We start from the raw sequence: 23,403 nt of genomic DNA, 5'->3' as shown, positions 1-23,403 counted from the left end.
ACTTATCTAAGGGGCTGCATTGTACAAACTTTGCTACCAGCTTGCCATCTTTGCCGGCATTAGATTCTGGAAGGGTGCCACAGCGGCAGGCGGTAACACTGCCGCTCTATAACATTAGTGATAGGCCAAGCCAGCGTTAATCAGCGCAGACAGATTTCACTTTGATCAAAGAAATAAGCAATTTCACGTTCAGCAGAGTGAACAGAGTCAGAGCCGTGCACAGCGTTGGCGGTCAAACTCTCCGCGTAATCAGCACGCAACGTGCCAGCTAATGCATTGTCCGGGTTGGTAGCCCCCATAATGTCGCGATTGCGTTGCACCGCATTCTCCGCCGCCAGCACCTGCACCACAATCGGGCCTGAAATCATAAAATCGACCAGACTGGCAAAAAATGGGCGCTCTTTGTGTTCCGCGTAGAAGCCCTCAGCTTGCTCACGGGTTAACTGCAACATCTTGGTGGCAATGATTTTAAAGCCAGCACGTTCAAAACGGGCGAAAATTTCCCCAATTTGATTGTTTGCCACTGCGTTCGGTTTAATGATGGATAGGGTACGTTCTACGGTCATGGTTGCCTCTACATATTTTATTATCGTTGCCAGAACAGGTTACCAACGGTGAACCACGCTACCACAACAATGATGCCGGGTATCAGCTTCACCTAGCTGCTGTTTTAAAGTCGTGACATCAGCCAGTTGTTCAAGTGGCGCTGATTATATGTATGGCATTAACGTTTGGCTACAAAAAATCAACATATTAGTAAAAGAAAAGCGCTCGCAATCTCAATATTAACGGCAGAAAGCAGCCTCAATATTGCGCGCTAACATGCTTACTATACTCCGTTCCTTTTTTCTAATTAACCAAATTAATGCTTGTATAATCACAATTGCAGTTTTATTATCAAAGCACAATCTTGCGTTATTACACTAAGATCCTATCTCTGAAAGCGTAATTGCTAACGCTGATTCACACCAGTTTGTTAAGCAGTAGCAAGCGATTTGTGCAGCTAATATGCTTGACTGGCAAGCGTGCTCCAGGAGCTAAATTAAGTAGTGAATAGCCCTGATGGGATAGGTTCTAGGTTGATGGTGCAATGCTGGCCATTACTGTGGGGGAGCAAAACAATGGATCGCAACAGTGTTATTCATGATTTACTCGACTGGATAGAAACACATCTGGATCAACCGTTACAGCTTGATAATGTGGCTGCAAAATCAGGCTATTCAAAGTGGCATTTGCAGCGTATGTTCCGCAGTACCACTGGTCATGCGTTAGGTAGTTATATTCGTCAACGTCGCCTGTCCCAAGCAGCAAAAATTCTACTGACGACTCCGCGCCCAATCCTCGATATCGCGTTGCAGTTTCACTTTGACTCGCAACCCTCTTTTTCCCGTGCCTTTAAAAAGCAGTTCGGCCAGACTCCCGCTGCCTACCGACGGGTTCAGCAACATGAACCGATTAAAGGATACCAGCACCGTCTGCTGCCACTGGCTTTTGTGAAACACTCGCACGGTTCACAACCCCCAGCCTGTCGCTGAACAGGCTTTAGTGCTGTTGTCACAAGCGTAGCCGTTCAGCGGTTATTTTGATCGCCCCGATTGGGGCGGATTTTCTCTTCACTTAACGTTAAATTGCCCATCATCTCTTTAGTAACCGCCAGCCTGCGCGGTTGACAAGCAAAAGACGAACAAAACATCGCCAAAAGAAAAAATTCTGAAAAAAGCACTAGACAGAGTCCAGTTAAATCCGTAGTATCCCCACCCGCAACGGCGCTACGCGCCCGTAGCTCAGCTGGATAGAGCGCTGCCCTCCGGAGGCAGAGGTCTCAGGTTCGAATCCTGTCGGGCGCGCCATTGGTTTGTACGCAGGAGCTACGGTGGTTTAACCACGTAATGCGGCTAGACATCGAGTCAGTGACACATCAATATGTTGTGCAGTGACCAAATGTGATGTAACGCTGGATTGTCAGTTTAACTTGAGCATAAGCAGAGTTTTGCCCGGTTGCTCAATTAGAACTTTCAGCAGTGTATCGATGGTGGCTATAGCTCAGTTGGTAGAGCCCTGGATTGTGATTCCAGTTGTCGTGGGTTCGAGTCCCATTAGCCACCCCACTTACTGAGTATGCTGGGTGACCGGCTCAACTTAAAGTAAGTTTGAGTAGTTTCGAGTAGTAAGATTGTCGTTCTAAGCAAGAGCAATTTTGTGAATTTGCGAAGGTGGCGGAATTGGTAGACGCGCTAGCTTCAGGTGTTAGTGTCTTACGGACGTGAGGGTTCAAGTCCCTCTCTTCGCACCACAAAATTCAGTTTTTGCTGTTTACAGGCGACAACAGATAAGGTAGTATCAGCACACAAATCGGCGAGTAGCGCAGCTTGGTAGCGCAACTGGTTTGGGACCAGTGGGTCGGAGGTTCGAATCCTCTCTCGCCGACCAAATTCAAGAAACCTGCTCTGAGAGCGGGTTTTTTTACGTCTGTAATTTCCTCCCTGAAAACCTAGCATCATCCTAACGCAGTGGCAAAATGAGCAAACAATGTGATGCATTGTGATCACAATGGCATATCGTGTGCTAAATGCAGTGCTACTATATACAGAGTTACGCACCGAGCGAAGTTTAGTCGTTGCAGCCAGGTGCTAGGTTAGCATACCGCCTACACTTGATGGTTTCACTGGGTGATCTCTGCTGTTTGACAGCGTTAAGTGTTTGCTGCCCTCAACTCGTGGCGTTGTCTGCCGGAGATCACTCTGCTTAATTGGCATACATGGAGAGAGTTTTTATGGCTTACAAACATATCTTGATCGCAGTTGATCTATCGCCGGAAAGCAAAGTTTTGGTTGAGAAAGGTGTCTCAATGGCGCGTGCTTTTTCCGCCGACATCTCGCTGATCCACGTTGATGTAAACTACTCCGACCTGTACATCGGCCTGATTGATGCCACTCCAGGCGATATGCAAAAACGGATCAACGAGGAGACTCATCAAGCACTGGCAGAACTATCGCAACATGCCGCTTACCCGGTCAGTGAAGTACTCAGTGGCAGAGGAGATTTGGCACAGGTACTGATTGATGCGATCAAAAAGTATGATATCGACTTGGTATTATGTGGGCATCATCAGGATTTCTGGAGCAAACTGATGTCTTCCGCCCGTCAGTTGATTAATACTGTGCATGTGGATATGTTGATCGTACCGCTACATGACGACGATGAAGAGTAGTGATCCCCTGCGCGATATTTAGCGCCTAGTACCCTGTTCTCTGCCATTTTGTACCGACTGTTTTTTGCCCTTTCCATTTGATTTTCAATCAATGGGAAGGGTGAGCGATCGCCAAAATTGCCCTGCACCAATATCATTTTTCTACCCGCGAATTATTGAAGCATATTTTTTAGGTCACTGACTCATTTAGTGCTTGTTAACCAACCACCTCTCAATGTTATATTCGGAGTAGACCCAACCTTTTCCCCGACTATGAGCTTCAGCACACATAGGGGAAACCAAAATGCTAGACAGGAGCTATCCATGGAACAAACGGTATCGTTAGAATCGTTTCTACAATCGTTACAGCGTAATAACCCACATCAACCTGAGTTTCTACAGGCCGTGCAAGAAGTTTTCACCTCCCTGTGGCCATTCATCGAACGCAATCCACACTATCGCGAACAAGCGCTATTAGAGCGTTTGGTTGAACCTGAACGTGTGATCCAGTTCCGCGTGAGTTGGGTTGATGATCAGGGCCAGGTAAGAGTCAATCGCGCCTATCGCGTACAATTCAACTCAGCTATCGGACCATACAAAGGCGGCATGCGTTTTCACCCGTCTGTTAACAGCTCGATCCTGAAGTTTTTAGGTTTTGAACAAACCTTCAAAAATGCCTTAACCACACTGCCGATGGGTGGTGGTAAAGGCGGCTCAGATTTTGATCCGAAAGGCAAAAGCCACGGCGAAATCATGCGCTTCTGCCAATCATTGATGACCGAGCTATACCGTCATCTTGGCCCAGACACCGACGTACCCGCTGGTGATATCGGCGTTGGTGGTCGTGAAGTCGGCTTTATGGCCGGCATGATGAAAAAATTGTCCAATCAGACGGGCTGCGTCTTCACCGGCAAAGGTTTGTCGTTTGGTGGCAGCCTGATCCGTCCAGAAGCAACTGGATATGGTTTGGTCTATTTCACTGACTCGATGCTACAGCGCCACGGCCTAGGGTTTGAGGGTATGCGTGTTGCGGTTTCCGGCTCAGGCAACGTTGCACAATATACCATTGAAAAAGCATTAGAGTTGGATGCTAAGGTGATTACCGTTTCAGACTCTGGTGGCACACTGGTTGATGAAGCTGGCTTCACCACAGAAAAACTGGCACATCTGATCGAAATCAAAAATCAGCGCTACGGTCGTGTTGCCGATTATGCACGTGAGCGTGGCCTCACCTTCCTGCCTGGTGAGCAGCCGTGGAATGTTCCGGTTGATATCGCGCTGCCTTGCGCTACTCAAAACGAACTCGATTTTGAAGCAGCCCAAGTGTTGATCCGCAACGGCGTCAAAGCCGTGGCAGAAGGTGCCAACATGCCGACCACTATCCGTGCAACGGATGCATTCCTGAAAGCTGGCGTGCTGTTTGCACCAGGTAAAGCAGCAAATGCAGGTGGTGTAGCGACTTCCGGCCTAGAGATGGCACAAAACGCGGCACGCATCAACTGGAGAGCCGAAAAAGTAGATATCCGCCTGCGCCAGATTATGGCTGATATCCACCAAGCTTGCGTTCAGTATGGTGGTGAAGACAAGCAGACCCACTATGTTCACGGTGCCAACATTGCGGGCTTTGTGAAAGTAGCCGATGCCATGTTAGCGCAAGGCGTGCTGTAACTTTGTACTATTAGCAATACTGAGCACACTGATAATCGCCAATGCCGACGTTAATCCGTTGGCATTTTTTTACTCATCACACCTCCCACTCATTTCGATAATGCCTTTCCCGCACCAGTTAATGCAAAGAAAATCAAATGGAAAGTTATTCTAGCCCTCAGGTAAGCGGCAATTTGCACCACAACCGCTATTGAATTGGTAAGCATCTCGCGCACTGCACCCCTGTATTACACCGCAGGTGAAGTGCTACAGATTACAGTGGTGGATAGAGATCAAAACGATGATTTTTAGTGTTAATCGCCGCATGGGCAGCGATATTAGCCAGTGGTGGGGCGTAATCCGGCCGTTTCACCACCACCCTTCGCGTTGCCAACTGGCGCGCCGGTTGCAACAAGCCATCGGCGTCCTCATCACTGCCTACCAGTTGCTGGAATACCCGCATCTCCTTTTTAACCAACGCACTTTTTTGGCGGTGTGGATACATTGGATCAAGGTAAACCACTTCAGGGCGTGGAGTGAGCTCGGCCAGCGCAGTGAGACTCGAAGCGTGCAGTAACGTTAAGCGTTCACGTAGCCACCCCCCGATCTCTGCATCCTGATAGGCACGCTGTAAGCCATCTTCCAGTAACGCAGCAACTACTGGATTGCGTTCTAGCATCTGTACACGGCAACCGAGCGCGGCCAATACAAAAGCATCACGTCCCAAACCTGCCGTGGCATCGACAACACTCGGCAAATAGTCGCCTTTGATTCCGACCGCTTTGGCTACCGCCTCACCTCGCCCACCGCCAAAACGCCTACGGTGAGCCAGTGCGCCAGTGACAAAATCGACACTGATCGCCCCCAGTTTCGGTTCATCACGTTTGCGCAACTCCAAGCCGTGCGCAGTTAACACCAGTGCCAGCACGGCATTGTGATCACTGCTCAGTTGCCAACGTTGTGCTAACGCAGCCAGACGATCGCTGTCGGCTGGCTGCTCACAGTATAAGAAGATGCTCACTGCTCAGCTTATCCCTTGATACCGTAATGGCGCAGCATGGCATCAAGCTGAGGTTCACGACCACGGAAACGCTGAAAAAGTGTCATTGGTTCCTCAGAGCCGCCGCGCGACAGAATGTGTTGCAGGAAATCGCTGCCGGTTTGCGCATTGAAAATCCCTTCCTGTTCAAACCGCGAATAGGCGTCGGCTGAAAGTACCTCCGCCCATAGGTAGCTGTAGTAACCAGCGGCGTAACCACCAGCAAAAATATGGCTGAATGCGTGCGGGAAGCGTCCCCAGGTAGGCGAAGGCACCACAGCAACCTGTTTTTTCACTTCAGCCAATGTCGCTAGGATCTGCGCCCCATTTGCTGGGTTGTATTCGGCATGTAAGCGGAAATCAAATAATCCAAACTCCAGTTGGCGCAGAATAAACAGTGCGGCCTGATAATTTTTCGCTGCCAGCATCTTTTCTAGCAGTGCTTGCGGCAGAGGTTCACCACTATCAACATGGCCTGAAATAAACGCCAGTGCTTCTGGCTCCCAGCACCAGTTTTCTAGAAATTGGCTGGGTAATTCAACTGCATCCCAAGCGACGCCATTAATGCCAGAAACTCCAGCGGTATCAATTTGGGTCAGCATATGATGCAAACCGTGACCAAACTCATGAAACAGCGTGATCACCTCATCGTGGGTAAACAGTGCCGGTTGGTCACCCAATGGGCGATTAAAGTTACAGGTAAGATAGGCGACGGGTTTCTGCTGTGAGCCATCCGACTTGCTCAATTTGCCAACACACTCATCCATCCAGGCTCCGCCGCGTTTATGCTCGCGTGCGTAGAGATCGAGATAAAAACTGCCACACAGCTCACCATCTGCCGCAAACAGATCGAAGAAACGCACGTCGGGGTGCCAGCAATCAACATCGTGGCGCTGTTTAGCGCTAACACCAAAAACACGTCTGACCACTTCAAACAATCCATTTAATACCCGTGGTTCAGGAAAATAGGGCCGTAGCTGCTCGTCACTGATCGAAAATAGATGCTGCTTCTGTTTTTCGCTGTAATAGGTGATGTCCCAGGCTGCAAGTTGTTCAACACCGTAGTGCTGTTGCGCAAAAGCCTGTAACTGTGCCAGTTCCTGTTCAGCTTGTGGACGCGCACGAGCAGCCAGATCATGCAGGAAGTTAAGCACTTGGTCAGGACTCTGTGCCATTTTAGTCGCGAGTGATTTCTCGGCATAATTGGCAAACCCAAGCAACTGCGCCAATTCATGGCGCAGTGCCAATATCTCTGCCATCACATCACTGTTATCCCACTGCCCGGCATTTGGCCCCTGATCAGACGCTCGTGTCAGATAAGCACGGTAGATCTCTTCACGCAGAGCACGATTATCGGCATAAGTCATCACCGGCAGATAACTTGGCATATCCAGTGTTAACAGCCAGCCTTCCAGTTCACGACTTTCTGCCATCGCCTGTGCCTGTGCTAAGGCACTCTCTGGCAGGCCAGTTAACTCACTGACATCCGTGATCAACTTGCTCCAAGCCATTGTCGCATCAAGGACGTTGTTGCTGTAGCTGGAAGAGAGTTCAGACAAACGCGCGACAATCTCGCCATAGCGCTGCTGCTTTTCCGCTGCCAAACCAATGCCGGAAAGCTCGAAATCGCGCAGTGCATTCTCCACCGCTTTACGCTCGGGCTGGCTTAGTAGAGCAAAGCCCTCCCCCTGCTTCAAGCTGCGGTAAGCCTGGTACAACCCCTCATGCTGACCCACCCAAGTGCCATATTCTGCCAACAATGGCAGCACCTGCTCATACGCGGCGCGCAATTCGGCGCTATTTTTCACGGCATTAAGGTGACTGACTGGCGACCAAATACGCGCTAAACGATCGTCACTCTCCGCTAATGGCTGGCAGAGATTGTGCCAACTAAATGGTCCTGGTTGAGCAACAACACGCTCCACCGTGGCACGGCAATCATCCAGTGCTGACTGTACTGCCGGGACAATATCCTCCGGTTCGATAGCCGAAAAGGGGGGCAGGTAAAACGGGTTCAGCAATGGGTTTTTCATAACGGGGATCCTGAGTAGCGTACAACAGCACATCGGGCTGTGGAATTAAACAAAATAAACTGTGCTAATTAACATGGTGCCAAGCGGCAATAAAATCAATGGCGAGATGGGGAAAAGTGCGTGATGCACCTTGGCCACAGCCACAGGTGCCAACATGAACGATAAACATTAACCCGGCAAGTTGAGGTAACTGACCAGTATGACCCACGGCTGAGTCGAAATTACCTGCTGATCCCAACAGGTGTCACAGTGCTGTCAGTTTAGACACCGACAGCACACAGAGAACATAGCGTAAAGACAACAGACGAGTACGCCAACCAGGGTACGACACCAAAATAGTGCTGTTCGCCGATGAGACTATGCTTCATCTTCTCGCCGTTGCCGCCTGATACCATGCCAGTAGACCGGCCAACTCTCGCGCCCCCAGTTATTGACCAATGCCGCCAATATTACCAGCAACACACTGCCAACCAGCACTGGGGTGAGCAGAAACGAGACATCAACCACCTGCTTACCTGCCAAGATGATCAGCAACGGATTGGCTCCTGCCGGTGGATGTATGGTGCGCAATAACTGCATCAGTAGAATGGATATCGCCACTGCCAGCGCCATCACCCAGATCGCATCGCCCAAGCTATACAAAGCCAACAGACCAATCGCCGCAGTGGTCAGGTGACCACCAATCACATTACGCGGCTGTGCCAATGGCGAACTCGGCACAGTAAACAGCAGTACACAGGTGGCACCAAACGGTGCCATCAACCACGGATCACCGGTTGTTTCGCCCAGGTAGCCGAGCAGCAGAATACCGAAAAAACCACCGATCGCCCCTTTCAACAACTGCACACTATTCGATTTTGGTGGCAGACTGCCGCCACCGCCCCACTTTGCCATCTTGACACTCCTTGCACAGGTTATGGCCGTTGCTGCATGGTTGCTGTTATAGCGTTGTTGCCGGCAGATGTTCAGCCAGCCAATTTTCAATTCGCATTTTTTGTTCGGATGTCAACCACATGCCAAGTTTAGTTCTACGCCAGATAGCATCATCCAACTCAACCACCCACTCCTTATCTACCAGATAACGCAGTTCAGCTTCATAGCACTGGTGGCCAAACTCTTCACCCAAATCAGCAACACCGCGCGCACCAGCCAAAATCAGCTCGCTATGGCTACCATAGGTATAGGCATAGCGGCGCGCCAATGACTCTGGTAACCAAGGATATTGCCGCCCAAGCTTAGCGGCATAAGCGGCACGATCAGCGCCAATGTTACCGCCTGGTAGCACCATCTGTTTAGTCCAAGCCGCACCACAGTTTGGATAGTAACCCGCCAGTTTATCCAACGCATGTTCCGCCAGTTTGCGATAGGTGGTCAATTTGCCACCAAACACCGAAAGCAGAGGAGCCTGACCCTGTTCATCTTGTAGATCGAGGGTGTAATCACGCGTGATCGCCTGTGGCGAGTCTGACTCATCATCACACAGCGGACGTACACCAGAGTAAGTCCAGACGATATCATCACGGCTCAGCGGCTGTTTAAAATGGTGGTTATAGACTTTCAACAGGTAGTCAATCTCCTGTTGATCGATATGCGCTGCACCCGCATCGCCGTGATACTCCACATCGGTGGTGCCAATAATCGAAAACTGCTCCAGCCAAGGGATAACAAACACAATCCGCTTATCTTCGTTCTGTAAAATATAGGCCTGTGGCTGCTGATGAACGCGCGGCACCACAATATGGCTACCTTTGATCAGACGGATACCATAAGGCGATTTCAGCTTCAGATTCTGATCAAACAACTGCTTCACCCACGGGCCACTGGCATTCACCAATCCTTTAGCACGCCACGTGAAGGTGTTACCGCTATCAATGTCGACCGCTTCCACTATCCACAGGCCATTTTCTCGCCGCGCTGCCGTGACCCTTGTCCGCGTTAGCACTTCGCCACCACGCTCCACTACCGCCTGAGCGTTTAACACCACCAAACGCGCATCATCGACCCAGCAGTCAGAATATTCGAAACCGCGCGTAATTTCCGGTTTCAACACCGAATCTGCACCAAAGCGCAATCCATGGCTGGCTGGCAATGTTGAACGCTGGCCTAAATGATCATAGAGAAACAGCCCGGCACGGATCATCCACGCTGGGCGCAAATGCGGTTGATGCGGCAAACGGAAACGCATTGGAAAAGCGATGTGAGGGGCCATTTTCAACAGTACTTCGCGCTCGGCTAGCGCCTCACGTACTAGGCGAAATTCATAGTGCTCCAGATAACGCAAACCGCCGTGGATCAGCTTTGAGCTGGCAGAAGAAGTTGAACAGGCTAAATCTTTCGCCTCCAACAGCAACACGGAAAGCCCACGCCCGGCAGCATCTGCCGCAATGCCAGCACCATTGATGCCACCACCAATAACAATTAAATCTTTCGTTTCCATTTCGCCCTCGGATTGCTCGAAATAACACTTTTAATGCTCGATTACGCTCATCATTGTAACCAAAAAGTTAGCAATAGGCCAAGTAGTCAACAAAAAACATTTTCTTTACTGTGTTTCTTTAGCGAGCTTACTGCTGCACGGTGAACCCGCTCCCCTGAGCCAGTCCAGACGATTGCTGTGTCACAGGCCGGTGTTCTGATCTCTGCCATGGCCATATCCAACATCGCCACTTGATCAACGATACCAAATACAGTTATTTTGCCCGCTGACCACCACAGATAACGACAACACCATGCCTCTACAACAGCCACATCTTGAACTGCTTAGCCCTGCCCGTGACACTGAGATTGCCCGTGAAGCCATCTTACATGGTGCCGATGCCATCTATATTGGTGGCCCAGGCTTTGGTGCACGCCATAATGCCAGTAACAGCTTGCGCGATATCGCACAACTAGTGCCATTCGCCCATCGCTATGGTGCCAAAGTATTCATTACACTCAACACGATTCTGCATGACGATGAACTTGAACCGGCACAAAAGCTGATTACTGAGCTCTATCACAGCGGTGTTGATGCGCTGATTGTCCAGGATATGGGGATCCTTGAACTGGATCTGCCACCAATCGAGTTACACGCCAGCACACAATGTGATATTCGCAGTGTCGAGAAAGCAAAATTTCTTGCTGATGTTGGTTTTAGCCAAATCGTGCTGGCGCGTGAGCTGAATCTCAATCAAATCCAGCAAATCGCTGCAGCGACCGACGCTGTGATTGAGTTTTTCATCCACGGCGCACTCTGTGTCGCCTACTCTGGCCAGTGTTATATCTCACACGCACAAACTGGGCGCAGTGCTAACCGGGGCGACTGCTCACAAGCCTGCCGACTGCCATATACCCTGAAGGATGACCAAGGGCGTGTTGTCGCGTATGAAAAACATCTGCTCTCGATCAAAGATAATGATCAAACCGCCAACCTGGCAGCACTGATCGACGCCGGTGTGCGCTCATTCAAAATTGAAGGGCGCTATAAAGACATGAGTTATGTCAAAAACATCACTGCACATTACCGCCAAATGCTTGACACCATCATTGAGCAACGCGGCGATTTAGCCCGAGCTTCCGCCGGACGTACCGAGCATTTCTTTATCCCCTCCACCGACAAAACCTTCCACCGTGGTAACACTGATTACTTTGTCAACGGCCGCAAAGAGGATATCGGCGCGTTTGATTCACCAAAATTTATCGGCCTACCGGTCGGTGAAGTGCTCAAGGTCGACAGCAAATATCTGGACGTCACCGCAACAGAACCCCTGCACAATGGTGATGGGCTGAATGTAATGATTAAACGTGAAGTGGTGGGTTTTCGGGTTAATACGGTAGAAAAAATGGGTGAAAACCGCTATCGACTCTGGCCGAATGAGATGCCGGCAGATCTACACAAAGCGCGCCCGTACCAAGTTCTCAACCGCAATCTTGATCACCAATGGCAACAGGCATTACTGAAAAGCTCCAGCAGGCGCCGTATTGGTGTAGATATCACACTGAACGGCGGAGCACAGCAACTGCGACTCACCCTCCGCAGTGAAGACGGAGTCAGCGTAACACACTCACTCAACGGTGCATTTGAACCAGCAGCCAACGCAGACAAAGCAGCGGATAACCTACAGCAAGGCTTAGCAAAGCTGGGACAGACGCTCTATTACGCGCACAATATCACACTCAACCTACCGGAGATGCTGTTTGTACCCAACAGCCTATTGAACCAACTGCGCCGCGAAACCATTGAGCAGCTTGATGCTGCTCGCCTGGCCGCTTACCCACGCGGCAGCCGAAAACCGGTCTGCTCACCTCCACCGGTTTACCCAGAAACACACCTCAGCTTTCTGGCTAACGTTTATAACCATAAAGCGCGGCAGTTTTACCAACGCTATGGTGTACAACTTATTGATGCTGCATATGAAGCACACCAACAGCGCGACGAAGTCCCCGTGATGATCACCAAACACTGCCTACGTTTTGCCTTTAACTTGTGCCCAAAGCAGGCCAAAGGCAACATCAAAAGCTGGCAAGCAACACCGATGCAATTGGTACATGGCAACGAGGTGTTGACACTACGTTTTAACTGCAAACCGTGTGAGATGCACGTCATGGGTAAAATCAAGCACCACATTGCCAAAATGCCACCACCAGGCAATATCGTTGCCTCGATCACCCCAGAAGAACTATGCACGACTTTGCCATCACGTAAGATCCGGAGTGAAAGTTAAGCATCAATCAGAAATCTGTTAGCCACCGGCTAGCACTGCATTCGGTGCTAGCTGCGTGTATGCTGATGAGGTGCTTGAGCTAATGCTTACGCCTTGCCACCAGCGTGAATTTATACTCGTCACTTTTAAAGAAATTACGGCTGAATTCAAATACAGTGCCATCGTTTAAAAAACCGGTAGAAACTTTTTCCAGGATCGGTTTATGTGGATCAATCCCCAATGCTTTTACTGCATCACTGGATGGCATCACGGGGATAATTTCCTGTTCACTACGCTCTATCACCCGTTTTTTCACTTGCTCAATATAGTGATACTTTGATTTTTGCATCACCTGATAACTGAGATCAGGAAACAGTGCCACTGGCATCCACGTCTCTTCCAACGTCACTGGTTTCTGGTTGATATAACGTACCCGTTTGACGTAATAGACCTTTTCCGCTGGAGTCAAGCGTAACGCGGCAGCAATTTCAGGTGAAGCATCGGTGATCTGAAATGCCAGCACATCGCTGTGGGTTTCCACATTGCGATCTGCCAGTTTTTCATAAAAACTGGTCAGTTGATAAATATCGTAATTCACCGGTTTTTCTTTCACATACCAACCACTGCCCTGCAGGCTTTCAATCACCGACTCGTCACTGAGTAACTTCAGTGCCTGACGCACAGTGACACGGCTGACATGATACTGCTCACGCAATTGTGCCTCAGTAGGTAACACAGCCCCCGGTTGCAGTTGACCACTCACAATCTGTTGACGCAGAACATCCGCGATCTGGCGATAGATAGGCTTTTTGCTCATGGTTTACTATCCCCCACAGATAGACAGGCAACGATACGCGCATTCTATCTGTTATTGGCTGAATTTGCAGTAAATACACCCAAGTGGATCCATCATGTTGATTGCAAGGAAATCTATTGGTGCTAAATATGAATTAATACAAATTAGATACAAAAATTAATTTATTTGATACCAATCACATAATGGTGTGGTTATGGTTGCTATTATCCCGGCCTGTTTGGTGATAAAGACAAACCGTTTTCCAACCGGCCTGGTTACATTGAGGATAGCTATGAACCTAAGCAGCCTGACCCACCCCAGCCTGATAAACCTGCAAACCACCTTCGCAACACGCGATCAAGCTATTCATTTTTTAGCAAATCAATTGGCGGCACAAAATAAACTCCATGACAAACAAGCTTTTCTCGAGGCCGTGTTTACCCGTGAAGCACAAGCGCCAACGGCATTGGGGGAAGGGCTAGCAGTGCCACATGGTAAAAGTGAGAGTGTCAAGCAGGCCGCATTTGCCGTCGCCACACTGGAAACTCCACTGGAGTGGCAAGGCATTGATGGTCCGGAAAACGTCAACATGATCTTTCTGTTGGCGATCCCTGCGGATCAGGCTGGATCCACCCATATGCAGTTGCTGACTGCATTAACCACCGCGCTGGTTGATGATCAGACACGCGCGGCAGTGCTGAAAGCGACCACACCGGAACAATTGATTGCATTACTCAGCAGTGGCGCGACAGAGGCCAACCCGCTTGCGGTAACACCGGATGACACCCAACCTACCGTGGTATGCGTCACCGCTTGTCCAGCAGGCATTGCGCACACTTACATGGCTGCGGAATACCTGGAAAAAGCAGGCCGTAAACTGGGCATTAATGTTTATGTTGAAAAACAGGGTGCAAATGGTATTGAAGGGCGCTTGACCGCGCAGCAGCTCAATGATGCGACGGCGTGTATTTTCGCCGCTGATGTGGCGATCAAAGAAGTGGAAAGATTTGGCGCGATCCCACGTATTGAAACTTCAGTGGCTGAACCGATCAAACATGCTGAACGTCTTCTAGAGCAAGCGCTAGCAGCAGGCCAAGCTGGTGGCGGTAGCATACCTATCCAGCACAGTGCTCACACCGCACCGAAGCACAGCATCAAAACCGAACTCAAACAGGCTCTACTCAGTGGTATCTCATTTGCTGTGCCATTGATTGTTGCTGGCGGTACGGTGTTGGCAGTTGCGGTACTTTTAGCACAGATTTTTGGTCTACAGCATTTGTTTGAACAGCAAAACTCCTGGCTATGGATGTACCGTAAACTGGGTGGTGGAATGCTTGGCACCTTGATGGTGCCAGTACTGGCCGCCTATACCGCCTACTCATTGGCCGATAAACCGGCATTAGGCCCCGGCTTCGCTGCGGGGTTGGCCGCCAACATGATCGGCTCCGGTTTTTTGGGTGGTGTCGTTGGCGGACTGATTGCTGGCTACCTGATGCGCTGGGTTAAGTTGCATCTGCGGTTAAGCGCTAATTTCAATGGCTTTATGACCTTCTACCTCTACCCGGTCATAGGCACCTTGGTAGCCGGTAGTTTGATGCTGTTTGTGATAGGCCAGCCAGTTGCCTGGATCAATAACGGCCTCACTCAGTGGCTTAATGATCTATCAGGCGCCAATGCCCTCGTGTTAGGTGCCATTCTGGGTTTCATGTGCTCATTTGATCTTGGTGGCCCGGTCAATAAAGCGGCTTATGCCTTCTGTCTTGGTGCCATGGCCAACGGTGTCTATGGCCCTTATGCCATCTTTGCCTCAGTAAAAATGGTTTCAGCATTTACCGTCACACTCTCCACGATACTGGCACCACGGCTATTTCAACCATTTGAAATTGAAACCGGTAAATCTACCTGGTTGCTGGGATTAGCAGGCATAACAGAAGGGGCAATACCGATGGCGATTGAAGATCCGGTGCGGGTGATCGGTTCATTCCTGATAGGTTCAATGGCAACGGGTGCAATAGTGGGAAGTTTCAGCATAGGGCTTTCTACCCCTGGCGCAGGCATTTTCTCGCTGTTCCTGCTACATGACAACGGTCTTGGAGCAGTGCTCTCTGCAACTATCTGGTTTGGCTCAGCACTGTTCGGCACGCTGCTCTCGACACTGGTGCTAATCTCATGGCGGCATCGGGCGATGAAACAGGGGCACTACCATATTGTTTAACCATGCTGACTAGTTAGTGCGTTATTGGCGACATATTACCGCGCCTACTCTCTAGGCTATTATTCAGGAATCAAAAATGAAAGCTGTATCACGAGTTCATATCACACCGCATATGCACTGGGATCGTGAGTGGTATTTCACCACTGAGGAATCACGTATTCTGCTAATTAACAACATGGAAGAGATCCTGACTCGGCTGGAAAACGATACCGCGTACCCTTTTTATCTGCTCGATGGTCAAACGGCGATACTTGAAGATTACTTTGCCATCAAACCACAACATCGTCAGCGAGTGAAAGCACTGGTTGCTGCCGGCAAACTGATTATTGGCCCTTGGTATACCCAAACCGACACGATGATCGTCGCGGGCGAATCGATTGTGCGTAACTTAATGTACGGTCTACGTGATTGCCTCGCTTTCGGTGAACCGATGAAGATCGGTTACCTACCGGACTCTTTTAGCATGTCTGCACAGTTACCGCATATCTTTAACGGTTTTGGGATCACCCGTGCTTTGTTTTGGCGTGGCTGCTCAGAACGCCATGGCACAGATAAAACAGAATTTCTCTGGCAGAGCAACGATGGCAGCGAAGTGGTAGTACAGGTGTTACCACTTGGCTACGCAATTGGTAAGTACTTACCTGAAGATGAAGCTGGATTGCGCAAACGGCTCGACAGTTATTTCGAAGTGTTGGAAAACGCCTCATTGACGCAAGATATCCTGCTGCCCAATGGCCATGACCAGATGCCGCTGCAACAGAACATTTTCCAAGTAATAGCAAAACTGCGTGACATTTACCCACAACGCGAATTTCTGATCAGCCGCTTCGAACAAGTATTTGAACGCATCGAAGCCCACCGTGAACGGTTGGCCACCCTGATGGGCGAATTTAACGATGGCAAATATATGCGCGTTCACCGCACCATCTCCTCCACACGCATGGACATCAAGATCGCCAACGCAGAGATTGAGAATAAAATCGTCAACATCCTTGAACCACTGGCGGCTATCGCGTGGTCTCTTGGTTTTGAATATCACCACGGTCTACTGGAAAAAATGTGGAAGGAGATCCTAAAAAATCATGCGCATGACAGTATTGGTTGTTGCTGTAGTGATAAGGTACACCGGGAAGTGATGGCACGTTTCGTACTGGCTGAAGATATGGCAGAAAACCTAGTACGCTTCTATCTGCGTAAGATCGTAGACAACATGCCTGTACAACACAGCAATAATAGCGACCAAGCGGCCGACAAGTTGGCTCTGTTCAACTTATTGCCTTATGAACGTGAAGAAGTGATCAACACCACCATTCGTGCTCGAACCAGCCAGTTTGCCTTAACTGATCAACAGGGACAGCCGGTAGCCTATTTTATTCGCTCCAAACGGGAAATTGATCCAGGGCTGGTTGATCGTCAAATCGTCCACTACGGAAATTATGATCCGTTTATGGAGTATGACATTCAGTTGTTGCAGCACCTGCCCGCGATGGGATACAGCACACTGCATATTCACGCCAATCAACCCGGGCTACTCAGCCCGCCAGCAGCACAATCACCAGACTTATTGGAAAACCAATACTATCGGATTGTGATCAATAACAATGGCACACTAGATATTGAAGATAAGCTGACAGGTTGCCACTACCAACAGGTGTTACAACTGGAAGACGGTTCAGATGATGGCGATGAATACGATTATTCACCCGCACGCCAAGAGTGGCTACTCTACTCCACTCAAAGTGCGGTTACCCGCGAGATCTGCCATGAAGCCTGGCAAAGTAGTGCGACGCTGACATTACGTATGGCACTGCCAGCCAATCTACAACAACGTGCGCAACACCAAACGGAAGGCTATCTGGACGTACAATGCGAGATCACGCTGGCGCACAACAGCCGCCGTATCGATATCAGTATGGTTCTCAACAACCAAGCAGATGATCATCGTGTACGAGTACTCATCCCAACGCCATTTAACAGTAAAACGGTACTGGCCGATAACCAGTTTGGCACCATTACCCGCCCAGTCGATGATCCGGCAATGGCCCACTGGCAGCAGGAAAAGTGGAAAGAGGCACCCATTCCGGTGTGGCAGTTAATCAACTTTGCAGCACTGCATGATGGACGTCACGGCCTAGCCCTATTTACCGAAGGACTGCGTGAATTTGAGATCATCGGCGAACGTCGCGATACCTTCGCACTGACACTGTTCCGCTCGGTGGGAGTGCTGGGCAAAGAGGATTTACTGCTGCGCCCCGGTCGCCCCTCTGGCATTAAACTGCCAACACCTGATTCACAAATGCGTGGTCAATTACGCTGCCGCTTTAGCCTGTTCAGCTTTGCGGGAGATCCGCATCAGGCTGGAGTCATGCAACAAGCTCGCGCTTATCTCACCCCGGTACGCTGCTACAACAAAATCCCATTTGATGCCATGAAGCTGAATTTGGCTAACTTCGGTACCCCACTCAGTTTCAGTCTGCTGTCAATGGCGCAAGATGGCCCAGTATTGAGTGTGTTAAAGAAAGCTGAGGATGCTGAGGCGTTTATCATTCGGGTATATAACCCATCCGAGCAACAGCCAATAGGTGGACATCTCAGCGTACCGGAGGGGACGGTCAACAATTGGCAGGAAACTGGTATGGATGAACAACCGCTAACCAAGCAACAGAGCAGCCCCGGCGATTTCAGCACACTGGCTCCTTGCCAATCGAAGACCTTCCGCTTTACCTGCTAACCAACGGGGGCGACTTGCGCCCCGTTATCGCCTGAACCTAGCGTATCACGATTGAACAGGGCTAGAACCTATCGCGCAATTGCGCTACAGCATAACTGAACTGACAACTTGAGCAGATCAATTTAACTGCAAACGCCGTTCCGGGTGGTAAGCCGCCAGACGTTTGAGCAGTAAATTCAGTAACACACCATACATCGGCAAGAAAAATAACATGCAGACCACCAGCTTGAAGCTGTAGTCGACCAAGGCAATTTCCACCCAGTTTGCCGCCATAAAAGGATCACTACTGCGGTAAAACGCAATGAAAAAGAACGCCAGCGTATCGCAGATATTGCCGATGAACATCGCCGCTGCTGGTGCTACCCACCAAGATCGCCGCTGGCGCAACCGATTAAAAACATGTACATCGAGCAGTTGCCCGAGCATATAAGCCATAAAGCTGGCAATCGCGATACGTGCCACAAACAGATTAAACTGCGCCAAAGCAGCAAAACCCTGCCACTGCCCCTCAAAAGTAACTGTCGAAATCACATAAGAGATCAGTAACGCTGGGAGCATCACCAGAAAAATAATCCTGCGTGCCAATGCAGCGCCAAAGATACGTACCGTTAAATCGGTGGCTACAAAGATAAACGGAAAGGTGAAAGCGCCCCAAGTGGTATGAAAACCAAACAGACTAACCGGTATCTGTACCAGATAGTTACTGGCGGTGATAATCACTATATGGAACAGCGAAAGCCAAACCAGCGCACTAACGCGCTGCTGTGCGGTAAATGAGTACATGATGTAACCTTTTTTGAGTGATGGGGTGAGGGAACCCATGTGCCAACTGTGCTGGCGCATAATACCTGTTTATGTCACCAATGCAATGGTCATTGAACAGACACTGTTGCACCACAGCATCAGGCAGGTAAACTAACGCACCATGCGCACAGATGCGCTGCTGTTTGCACGTTAAGAGAAGAGAAAATGAACGATACTTTTTCCCAGGCAGATCAAACACTCGATGCGCAAGGGTTACGCTGCCCCGAACCAGTGATGATGGTGCGCAAAGCAGTACGCCATATGGAGGAGGGGCAAACACTACTGATCCTGGCTGATGATCCAGCCACGGTACGTGATATCCCCGGGTTCTGCCGTTTTATGGATCACACCCTGTTGGCACAACAGACCGAACAATTGCCCTATCACTACCTGGTGCGCAAAGGGCGCTAACCATTCTGGTCGCATCAGGCTGCGCCCCTACAGGGGCGCTCTGGTTTTATGGCGCAATAACGGTTGTGTACTTAAAAGTAGAGTGAACGTACCACCAGGAAATGGCCAGTGAAGTAGCAGAATGCCATTACCGCATCAGCGGCACGGAATTTGAAGCGATAACGGTGCAGTAACCAGACACTGTTAGCAACCAGTAACAACAGACTGCCAATCAGCAGTGAAAAACCAACCTCTGAGCGGATCAGCAGATAGTGCGCACCTGCACGCCATACCATGATCAGTGTCATCACCACCCAGGCGGTGATTGGCCAGCGCAGTTTACCCAGTTTGCTCCAGATTGCTGCCAGCAATACCCCACCGACGATAGCCAGCGTTAGCGGCAGTGGCCAATAGAAACTGAAGCCTATCTGGCTGGTAAAACCGATACTGTAAAGCAAGTGCGACGCAAAAAAGGCGACGATAGCGTACAGTATCCGTTCTCGTGTCAGTAGCAACAACAGATCGCCAAGCAGGGTTGCCAGCAAACCAAAAACAATCAAATACCCGGTCACACCAAGCCGAGGGGCTTGGCTTGCCAGCAACAGTAGCAGTAACAGTGTCAGTGGTTTAAATACCCAACGTTGCCAGTGTGGGCCTCGATAGGCGGCATCAACAAACAACCAGCCGGAAAAAAATACCGCAAGGAATGGCCAACTCATGATGTTTTCCTCATTGTCGAGAGTCGAGAAAAGCGACAGTAACGAATCACTTCATCAGTGTAGGTTGTGGTACCCAATTCGACAATGCGCGGTTGGTAACAGCATCTGGCCTATGCGCTAACTACCAGGCCAGACCAAAATACTCTCTCGCAGAAAACAGCAGTCACACTGCGTATAACATGCTATTTCTTAACCACTGGCGGCTGCTTTTTCTGCCACGCTAACAGTTCGAACACACCGAAAACAAAAATTTTCCCCTTCTGCCAACCACTGATCGGGGCTGATTTCGCTTGTGTTGCCGTGAGTAACAATAGCTGTAATCCATGCATGAGCAACATAAAAAACAGTGCCACATTCACAAAGTAGGTCAATGGCTTAGGAAAAGGAAACAGCAGGTTAGTGAGCATAAACCCCCAAACGCCCAGCATCAGTAGACGACCAAGATTAATCAGCATAATCAATACGCTCCTTTTGAACGCGATGGTAAAGGCGATAAGCGACCTGCCCGGCTATCTTTTCGCGATGTAACTGCCAATCTACAGGAACGTGCGGAGTCACGCCTTCTGCTTCAGTTTCAACATAAATCCAAGCGGAGCTTGCCAGCCAACCTTGCTGCTCGAGCAGAGCAACGCTTTCAGCCAACAACCCCTGACGAAAAGGGGGATCAAGAAACACCACATCAAACGGTTGCCCCGGCTGAGCCAACCAATTCAATGCATTGGTGTGGATCACCTGTGCGTTAGCTTGCAACTGCTGCACATTTTTCTCTAGCTGTGCTGCCACCGAGCGCTCAGCTTCAAGCAACGTTGCGTACTCGGCATAACGAGATAGCGCCTCAAGCGCCAATGAACCACTCCCCGCGAAGCAATCCAAGCAACGAGCACCCGCTATCACAGGTGCTAGCCAGTTAAACAGCGTCTCACGAATGCGATCTGTTGTCGGGCGCAGCCCTTGGCTGTTGATAACGGACAATTTACGCCCACGCCACTGCCCACCGATAATACGGATCTGACCCACCGCCCCTGTGCTGGCGAGCTTCAAACGAGCAGAATGAGGTCTCTTTGCCATAAAAATGCCTAGTTAAATTCACGGTTAGCAACAAACGGCGCTCATTCTATACCGAAAATAGCGCCAGTGGCAGTTAGCGTTGGATCCGTTGCTCTCCCCCGCCCAGTGGCCAGGGCGGGATCACACGTTGTTAATGAAACTTGAACGGGCAAATCGTCTGTGATCTAATCACGTCTCCATGCTCCAGGTTGTGACGCTTGATGCCTTGCATTGTCAGCGTGAAACGCTGGAGAAAATCAGCGAGAAGAAGGCGCATGTGGTGGTTCACCAACCGAAGCTATATCAAGCTGTTCAATCACAATTTCAGGCACTCTTTGACGCACAGAAAGAGAAGATAATCGTCGAGCACAAAGAGAGTGGTCATGGCCGCCAAGAAGAGCACTATGTCTTTCAATTAAAATCAAAATTACCACCCGAACTGGGGTCACGTATTCAATGTGTAGATTTGGTTATTGCAGGTAATACTCACGCTCAATGAATGTACCGATAATTTTGTCATGCATTCCTACTGATTTTGAGTATCCGAGAGTCTTGCGATTTAGCCGTTTTAATCGGTTGCGAAGATTCAGATTTTCACGCTCAATTCGTTGTGTATAAAGCTTACCTGTGATGTGATTTTCATTCGGCAGCAGGTCATAAGCGCTGAAGTCATCTGTGCACCAGAAGGCAACATTAAAACCCGATAATAACTTCAATAAGTTATGGAAAGTCTTTTTGCTTCGACGACCAAAAGCATGGGCAATAATGCGTTTAAGCCGGGGTTCCCATGCATACCACAACCCGCGCTGCTGCTTCTTGTTGCCTACAAATGACCACATTTCATCCACTTCGCAGATGAGCTGTATTTGCAGGTTGTCCAGTGGCAGCGCAGTTACACATCGCGGCGAGAGTTTTTTAACGTGCGCACAACAGCATTGATACTGATATGCAACGCCCGTGCGGTATCACGGATACCTGCGTTATTCATACCAAGGTCAACGATTTGCTCTTTCATACCCGGGTGACAGGCGCGATAAGCGTAATCGAGTTGGAAAGTTCGGCAGCACATTTGACACTGATAACGCTGATGGCCGGCTTTTCCCAGACCGTGTTTTTTAACGAATTCCGTCTGTTTACAAAATGGGCACTTCACATCAACTTTTGCCATTCGATACACTCTGTCAAAGGAGTAGTCTTACAACACAATCCACACTTTGGATGCTTGACCCGAATGTGAGCCCCCTAGTATTGTATATGAAAAGTTGTTATTGGCTGCCGAGGAAATGCAAGTTACATTGATTTCCTGATCGTATATCAGAATGAACGAAATTGCTTCTCAAAATAACATCCCTCATTTTTAATTTAAAGGGATGATAAAGTTGAAAGTAAATAAAAACTAGTGATTGTAGAGGTATCATATAATGCTATTTAGGAAATGGAAGGCACACCGTAAAACGATATGTATACCTACTGCATCCCCTCCACCTATGTGCAGTGCGCTTGCTTCGCGATTCGCTCAAGCTTACTATGCTGACTGTTTCGCGCAGTATGTTGCACCGCACCCCCTAAAATGTGCTAGCGAGGCTTATTTCAACCTAACTGCGTCAAGTCCGAAATGGGTCAATATAATACTCAAGTTACGCGACATTCTTGTATGTAAATTTGGCATCGCGCCAACCAACGGTTTTTCCCGTTCAGCCACAACTTATCGACAAAATAGCTTAGAAGCTGGTTCAGAAGTGGATTTCTTTCGTGTGCACCAAATCAGTGATGCAGAGTTAGTTCTTAGTTTAGAGGATGCTCATTTTGATGTCTTTTTGTCGGTATACATGAATAGAAAAATTGAGGGTGATCGAGTGTTTATTATCTCCGTTGTTCAACCTCATACATTAGTAGGTAAATTATATCTCATAATAATTAAGCCATTCCATAAATGTGTCGTTAAGTCGATGCTCAAACGCCTTGCTTAAGATGATGGGAGCGCAGGGCAACCGCATGAATGATTAAAATTCACTCTATCGCCCAAATCCTGCATTAAGTATGCGTTCTAAAAAATCTGTTTTCATCCACGCTCGTTTGCGTTTCAGTTTTATACTGAGCTTGGTCGGTT

Annotated in this window: 19 protein-coding genes, 4 tRNA genes and 1 pseudogene; 13 read left to right on the top strand and 11 right to left on the bottom strand. The window is 49.3% G+C overall.

Features of this window, described 5'->3' with window-relative positions; all coding sequences use genetic code 11:
- Positions 1-140: 140 nt before the first annotated feature.
- Positions 141-566: a nucleoside-diphosphate kinase gene (gene ndk, locus EOJ37_RS07150; protein WP_127959245.1), complete on the bottom strand. Its 426-nt coding sequence runs from the start codon at positions 564-566 to the stop codon at positions 141-143.
- Between the two features lie 555 nt (positions 567-1,121).
- Between ndk and EOJ37_RS07145 the strand changes: the two genes are divergently transcribed.
- The 7 genes from EOJ37_RS07145 (at position 1,122) to gdhA (ending at position 4,858) form a co-directional block, all read left to right on the top strand.
- Positions 1,122-1,535 carry a helix-turn-helix domain-containing protein gene (locus tag EOJ37_RS07145; protein WP_127959244.1) on the top strand — a complete coding sequence of 138 codons (414 nt, stop codon included), beginning with the start codon at positions 1,122-1,124 and terminating at the stop codon, positions 1,533-1,535.
- Between the two features lie 238 nt (positions 1,536-1,773).
- Positions 1,774-1,850, top strand: a tRNA-Arg gene (locus EOJ37_RS07140).
- 182 nt (positions 1,851-2,032) lie between these two features.
- Positions 2,033-2,108: transfer RNA gene (locus EOJ37_RS07135), tRNA-His, on the top strand.
- A 99-nt stretch (positions 2,109-2,207) separates the two neighbouring features.
- A tRNA-Leu gene (locus EOJ37_RS07130) sits at positions 2,208-2,293 on the top strand.
- A 60-nt stretch (positions 2,294-2,353) separates the two neighbouring features.
- A tRNA-Pro gene (locus EOJ37_RS07125) sits at positions 2,354-2,430 on the top strand.
- Between the two features lie 343 nt (positions 2,431-2,773).
- Positions 2,774-3,211 carry a universal stress protein UspA gene (gene uspA, locus EOJ37_RS07120; protein WP_127959243.1) on the top strand — a complete coding sequence of 146 codons (438 nt, stop codon included), beginning with the start codon at positions 2,774-2,776 and terminating at the stop codon, positions 3,209-3,211.
- Between the two features lie 303 nt (positions 3,212-3,514).
- Positions 3,515-4,858: an NADP-specific glutamate dehydrogenase gene (gene gdhA / locus EOJ37_RS07115; RefSeq protein WP_127959242.1), complete on the top strand. Its 1,344-nt coding sequence runs from the start codon at positions 3,515-3,517 to the stop codon at positions 4,856-4,858.
- Between the two features lie 253 nt (positions 4,859-5,111).
- On the opposite strand, the gene rsmJ is transcribed toward gdhA, so the two are convergent.
- The 4 genes from rsmJ to glpD all read right to left on the bottom strand — a co-directional run bounded on the left by rsmJ (position 5,112) and on the right by glpD (position 10,346).
- Entirely contained in the window at positions 5,112-5,858 is a 747-nt protein-coding gene (rsmJ, locus tag EOJ37_RS07110; RefSeq protein WP_127959241.1) for a 16S rRNA (guanine(1516)-N(2))-methyltransferase RsmJ, read from the bottom strand.
- An 8-nt stretch (positions 5,859-5,866) separates the two neighbouring features.
- The gene (gene prlC, locus EOJ37_RS07105; protein WP_127959240.1) at positions 5,867-7,909 is read right to left on the bottom strand and encodes an oligopeptidase A; all 2,043 of its coding nucleotides are present in this window, start codon (positions 7,907-7,909) and stop codon (positions 5,867-5,869) included.
- A gap of 357 nt (positions 7,910-8,266) precedes the next feature.
- A complete protein-coding gene (locus EOJ37_RS07100; RefSeq protein ID WP_127959239.1) occupies positions 8,267-8,803 on the bottom strand; it encodes an HPP family protein in 537 nt (178 codons plus the stop codon).
- 46 nt (positions 8,804-8,849) lie between these two features.
- Entirely contained in the window at positions 8,850-10,346 is a 1,497-nt protein-coding gene (gene glpD / locus EOJ37_RS07095) for a glycerol-3-phosphate dehydrogenase (RefSeq protein ID WP_127959238.1), read from the bottom strand.
- A 292-nt stretch (positions 10,347-10,638) separates the two neighbouring features.
- On the opposite strand from glpD, the gene EOJ37_RS07090 reads away from it, so the two are divergent.
- A complete protein-coding gene (locus EOJ37_RS07090) occupies positions 10,639-12,612 on the top strand; it encodes a peptidase U32 family protein (protein WP_127959237.1) in 1,974 nt (657 codons plus the stop codon).
- Between the two features lie 79 nt (positions 12,613-12,691).
- Here the strand turns inward: EOJ37_RS07090 and EOJ37_RS07085 are convergent, their stop codons facing one another.
- Entirely contained in the window at positions 12,692-13,408 is a 717-nt protein-coding gene (locus EOJ37_RS07085) for a GntR family transcriptional regulator (RefSeq protein ID WP_127959236.1), read from the bottom strand.
- A gap of 271 nt (positions 13,409-13,679) precedes the next feature.
- Between EOJ37_RS07085 and mngA the strand changes: the two genes are divergently transcribed.
- Both mngA and mngB read left to right on the top strand, forming a co-directional pair.
- Positions 13,680-15,602, top strand: coding sequence for a PTS 2-O-a-mannosyl-D-glycerate transporter subunit IIABC (gene mngA, locus EOJ37_RS07080; protein WP_127959235.1), 1,923 nt, complete (start codon positions 13,680-13,682; stop codon positions 15,600-15,602).
- Positions 15,603-15,678: 76 nt separating this feature from the next.
- Complete coding sequence (gene mngB, locus EOJ37_RS07075) at positions 15,679-18,333, top strand: mannosylglycerate hydrolase (RefSeq protein WP_127959234.1); 2,655 nt, start codon at positions 15,679-15,681, stop codon at positions 18,331-18,333.
- Between the two features lie 117 nt (positions 18,334-18,450).
- Here mngB and EOJ37_RS07070 read toward each other — a convergent pair whose 3' ends face one another.
- Entirely contained in the window at positions 18,451-19,116 is a 666-nt protein-coding gene (locus EOJ37_RS07070) for a 7-cyano-7-deazaguanine/7-aminomethyl-7-deazaguanine transporter (protein WP_127959233.1), read from the bottom strand.
- A gap of 186 nt (positions 19,117-19,302) precedes the next feature.
- Here EOJ37_RS07070 and tusA point away from each other — a divergent pair, with 186 nt between their 5' ends.
- Complete coding sequence (gene tusA, locus EOJ37_RS07065; RefSeq protein WP_127959232.1) at positions 19,303-19,548, top strand: sulfurtransferase TusA; 246 nt, start codon at positions 19,303-19,305, stop codon at positions 19,546-19,548.
- A 71-nt stretch (positions 19,549-19,619) separates the two neighbouring features.
- Here tusA and EOJ37_RS07060 read toward each other — a convergent pair whose 3' ends face one another.
- The 3 genes from EOJ37_RS07060 to rsmD form a co-directional block, all read right to left on the bottom strand.
- Positions 19,620-20,246, bottom strand: coding sequence for a lysoplasmalogenase (locus EOJ37_RS07060; RefSeq protein WP_127959231.1), 627 nt, complete (start codon positions 20,244-20,246; stop codon positions 19,620-19,622).
- 182 nt (positions 20,247-20,428) lie between these two features.
- On the bottom strand, positions 20,429-20,701 hold the full coding sequence (locus tag EOJ37_RS07055) for a DUF1145 family protein (RefSeq protein WP_127959230.1): 273 nt from the start codon (positions 20,699-20,701) through the stop codon (positions 20,429-20,431).
- Positions 20,691-21,314 carry a 16S rRNA (guanine(966)-N(2))-methyltransferase gene (rsmD, locus tag EOJ37_RS07050; RefSeq protein WP_127959229.1) on the bottom strand — a complete coding sequence of 208 codons (624 nt, stop codon included), beginning with the start codon at positions 21,312-21,314 and terminating at the stop codon, positions 20,691-20,693. The genes EOJ37_RS07055 and rsmD overlap by 11 nt, the downstream gene beginning before the upstream one ends.
- Positions 21,315-21,501: 187 nt before the next feature.
- On the opposite strand from rsmD, the pseudogene EOJ37_RS07045 reads away from it, so the two are divergent.
- Positions 21,502-21,783 (top strand): annotated as a pseudogene (locus EOJ37_RS07045) (ISAs1 family transposase); the annotation flags it as partial.
- Here the strand turns inward: EOJ37_RS07045 and EOJ37_RS07040 are convergent.
- A protein-coding gene (locus EOJ37_RS07040) for an IS1 family transposase (protein ID WP_127959228.1) occupies positions 21,764-22,461 on the bottom strand; the annotation gives its coding sequence in 2 pieces (ribosomal slippage) (positions 21,764-22,212 and positions 22,212-22,461; 699 coding nt in all). The pseudogene EOJ37_RS07045 and the gene EOJ37_RS07040 overlap by 20 nt on opposite strands.
- Before the next feature lie 253 nt (positions 22,462-22,714).
- On the opposite strand from EOJ37_RS07040, the gene EOJ37_RS15050 reads away from it, so the two are divergent.
- Entirely contained in the window at positions 22,715-23,263 is a 549-nt protein-coding gene (locus EOJ37_RS15050; protein WP_127959227.1) for a DUF2867 domain-containing protein, read from the top strand.
- Positions 23,264-23,403 lie beyond the last annotated feature (140 nt).

The organism is Serratia microhaemolytica, assembly GCF_004011885.1.
In the GTDB taxonomy this organism is placed as follows: domain Bacteria; phylum Pseudomonadota; class Gammaproteobacteria; order Enterobacterales; family Enterobacteriaceae; genus Serratia_G; species Serratia_G microhaemolytica.
The sequence above is the reverse complement of the archived record's forward strand: the minus strand, read 5'-3'. Positions and strand labels throughout refer to the sequence as shown.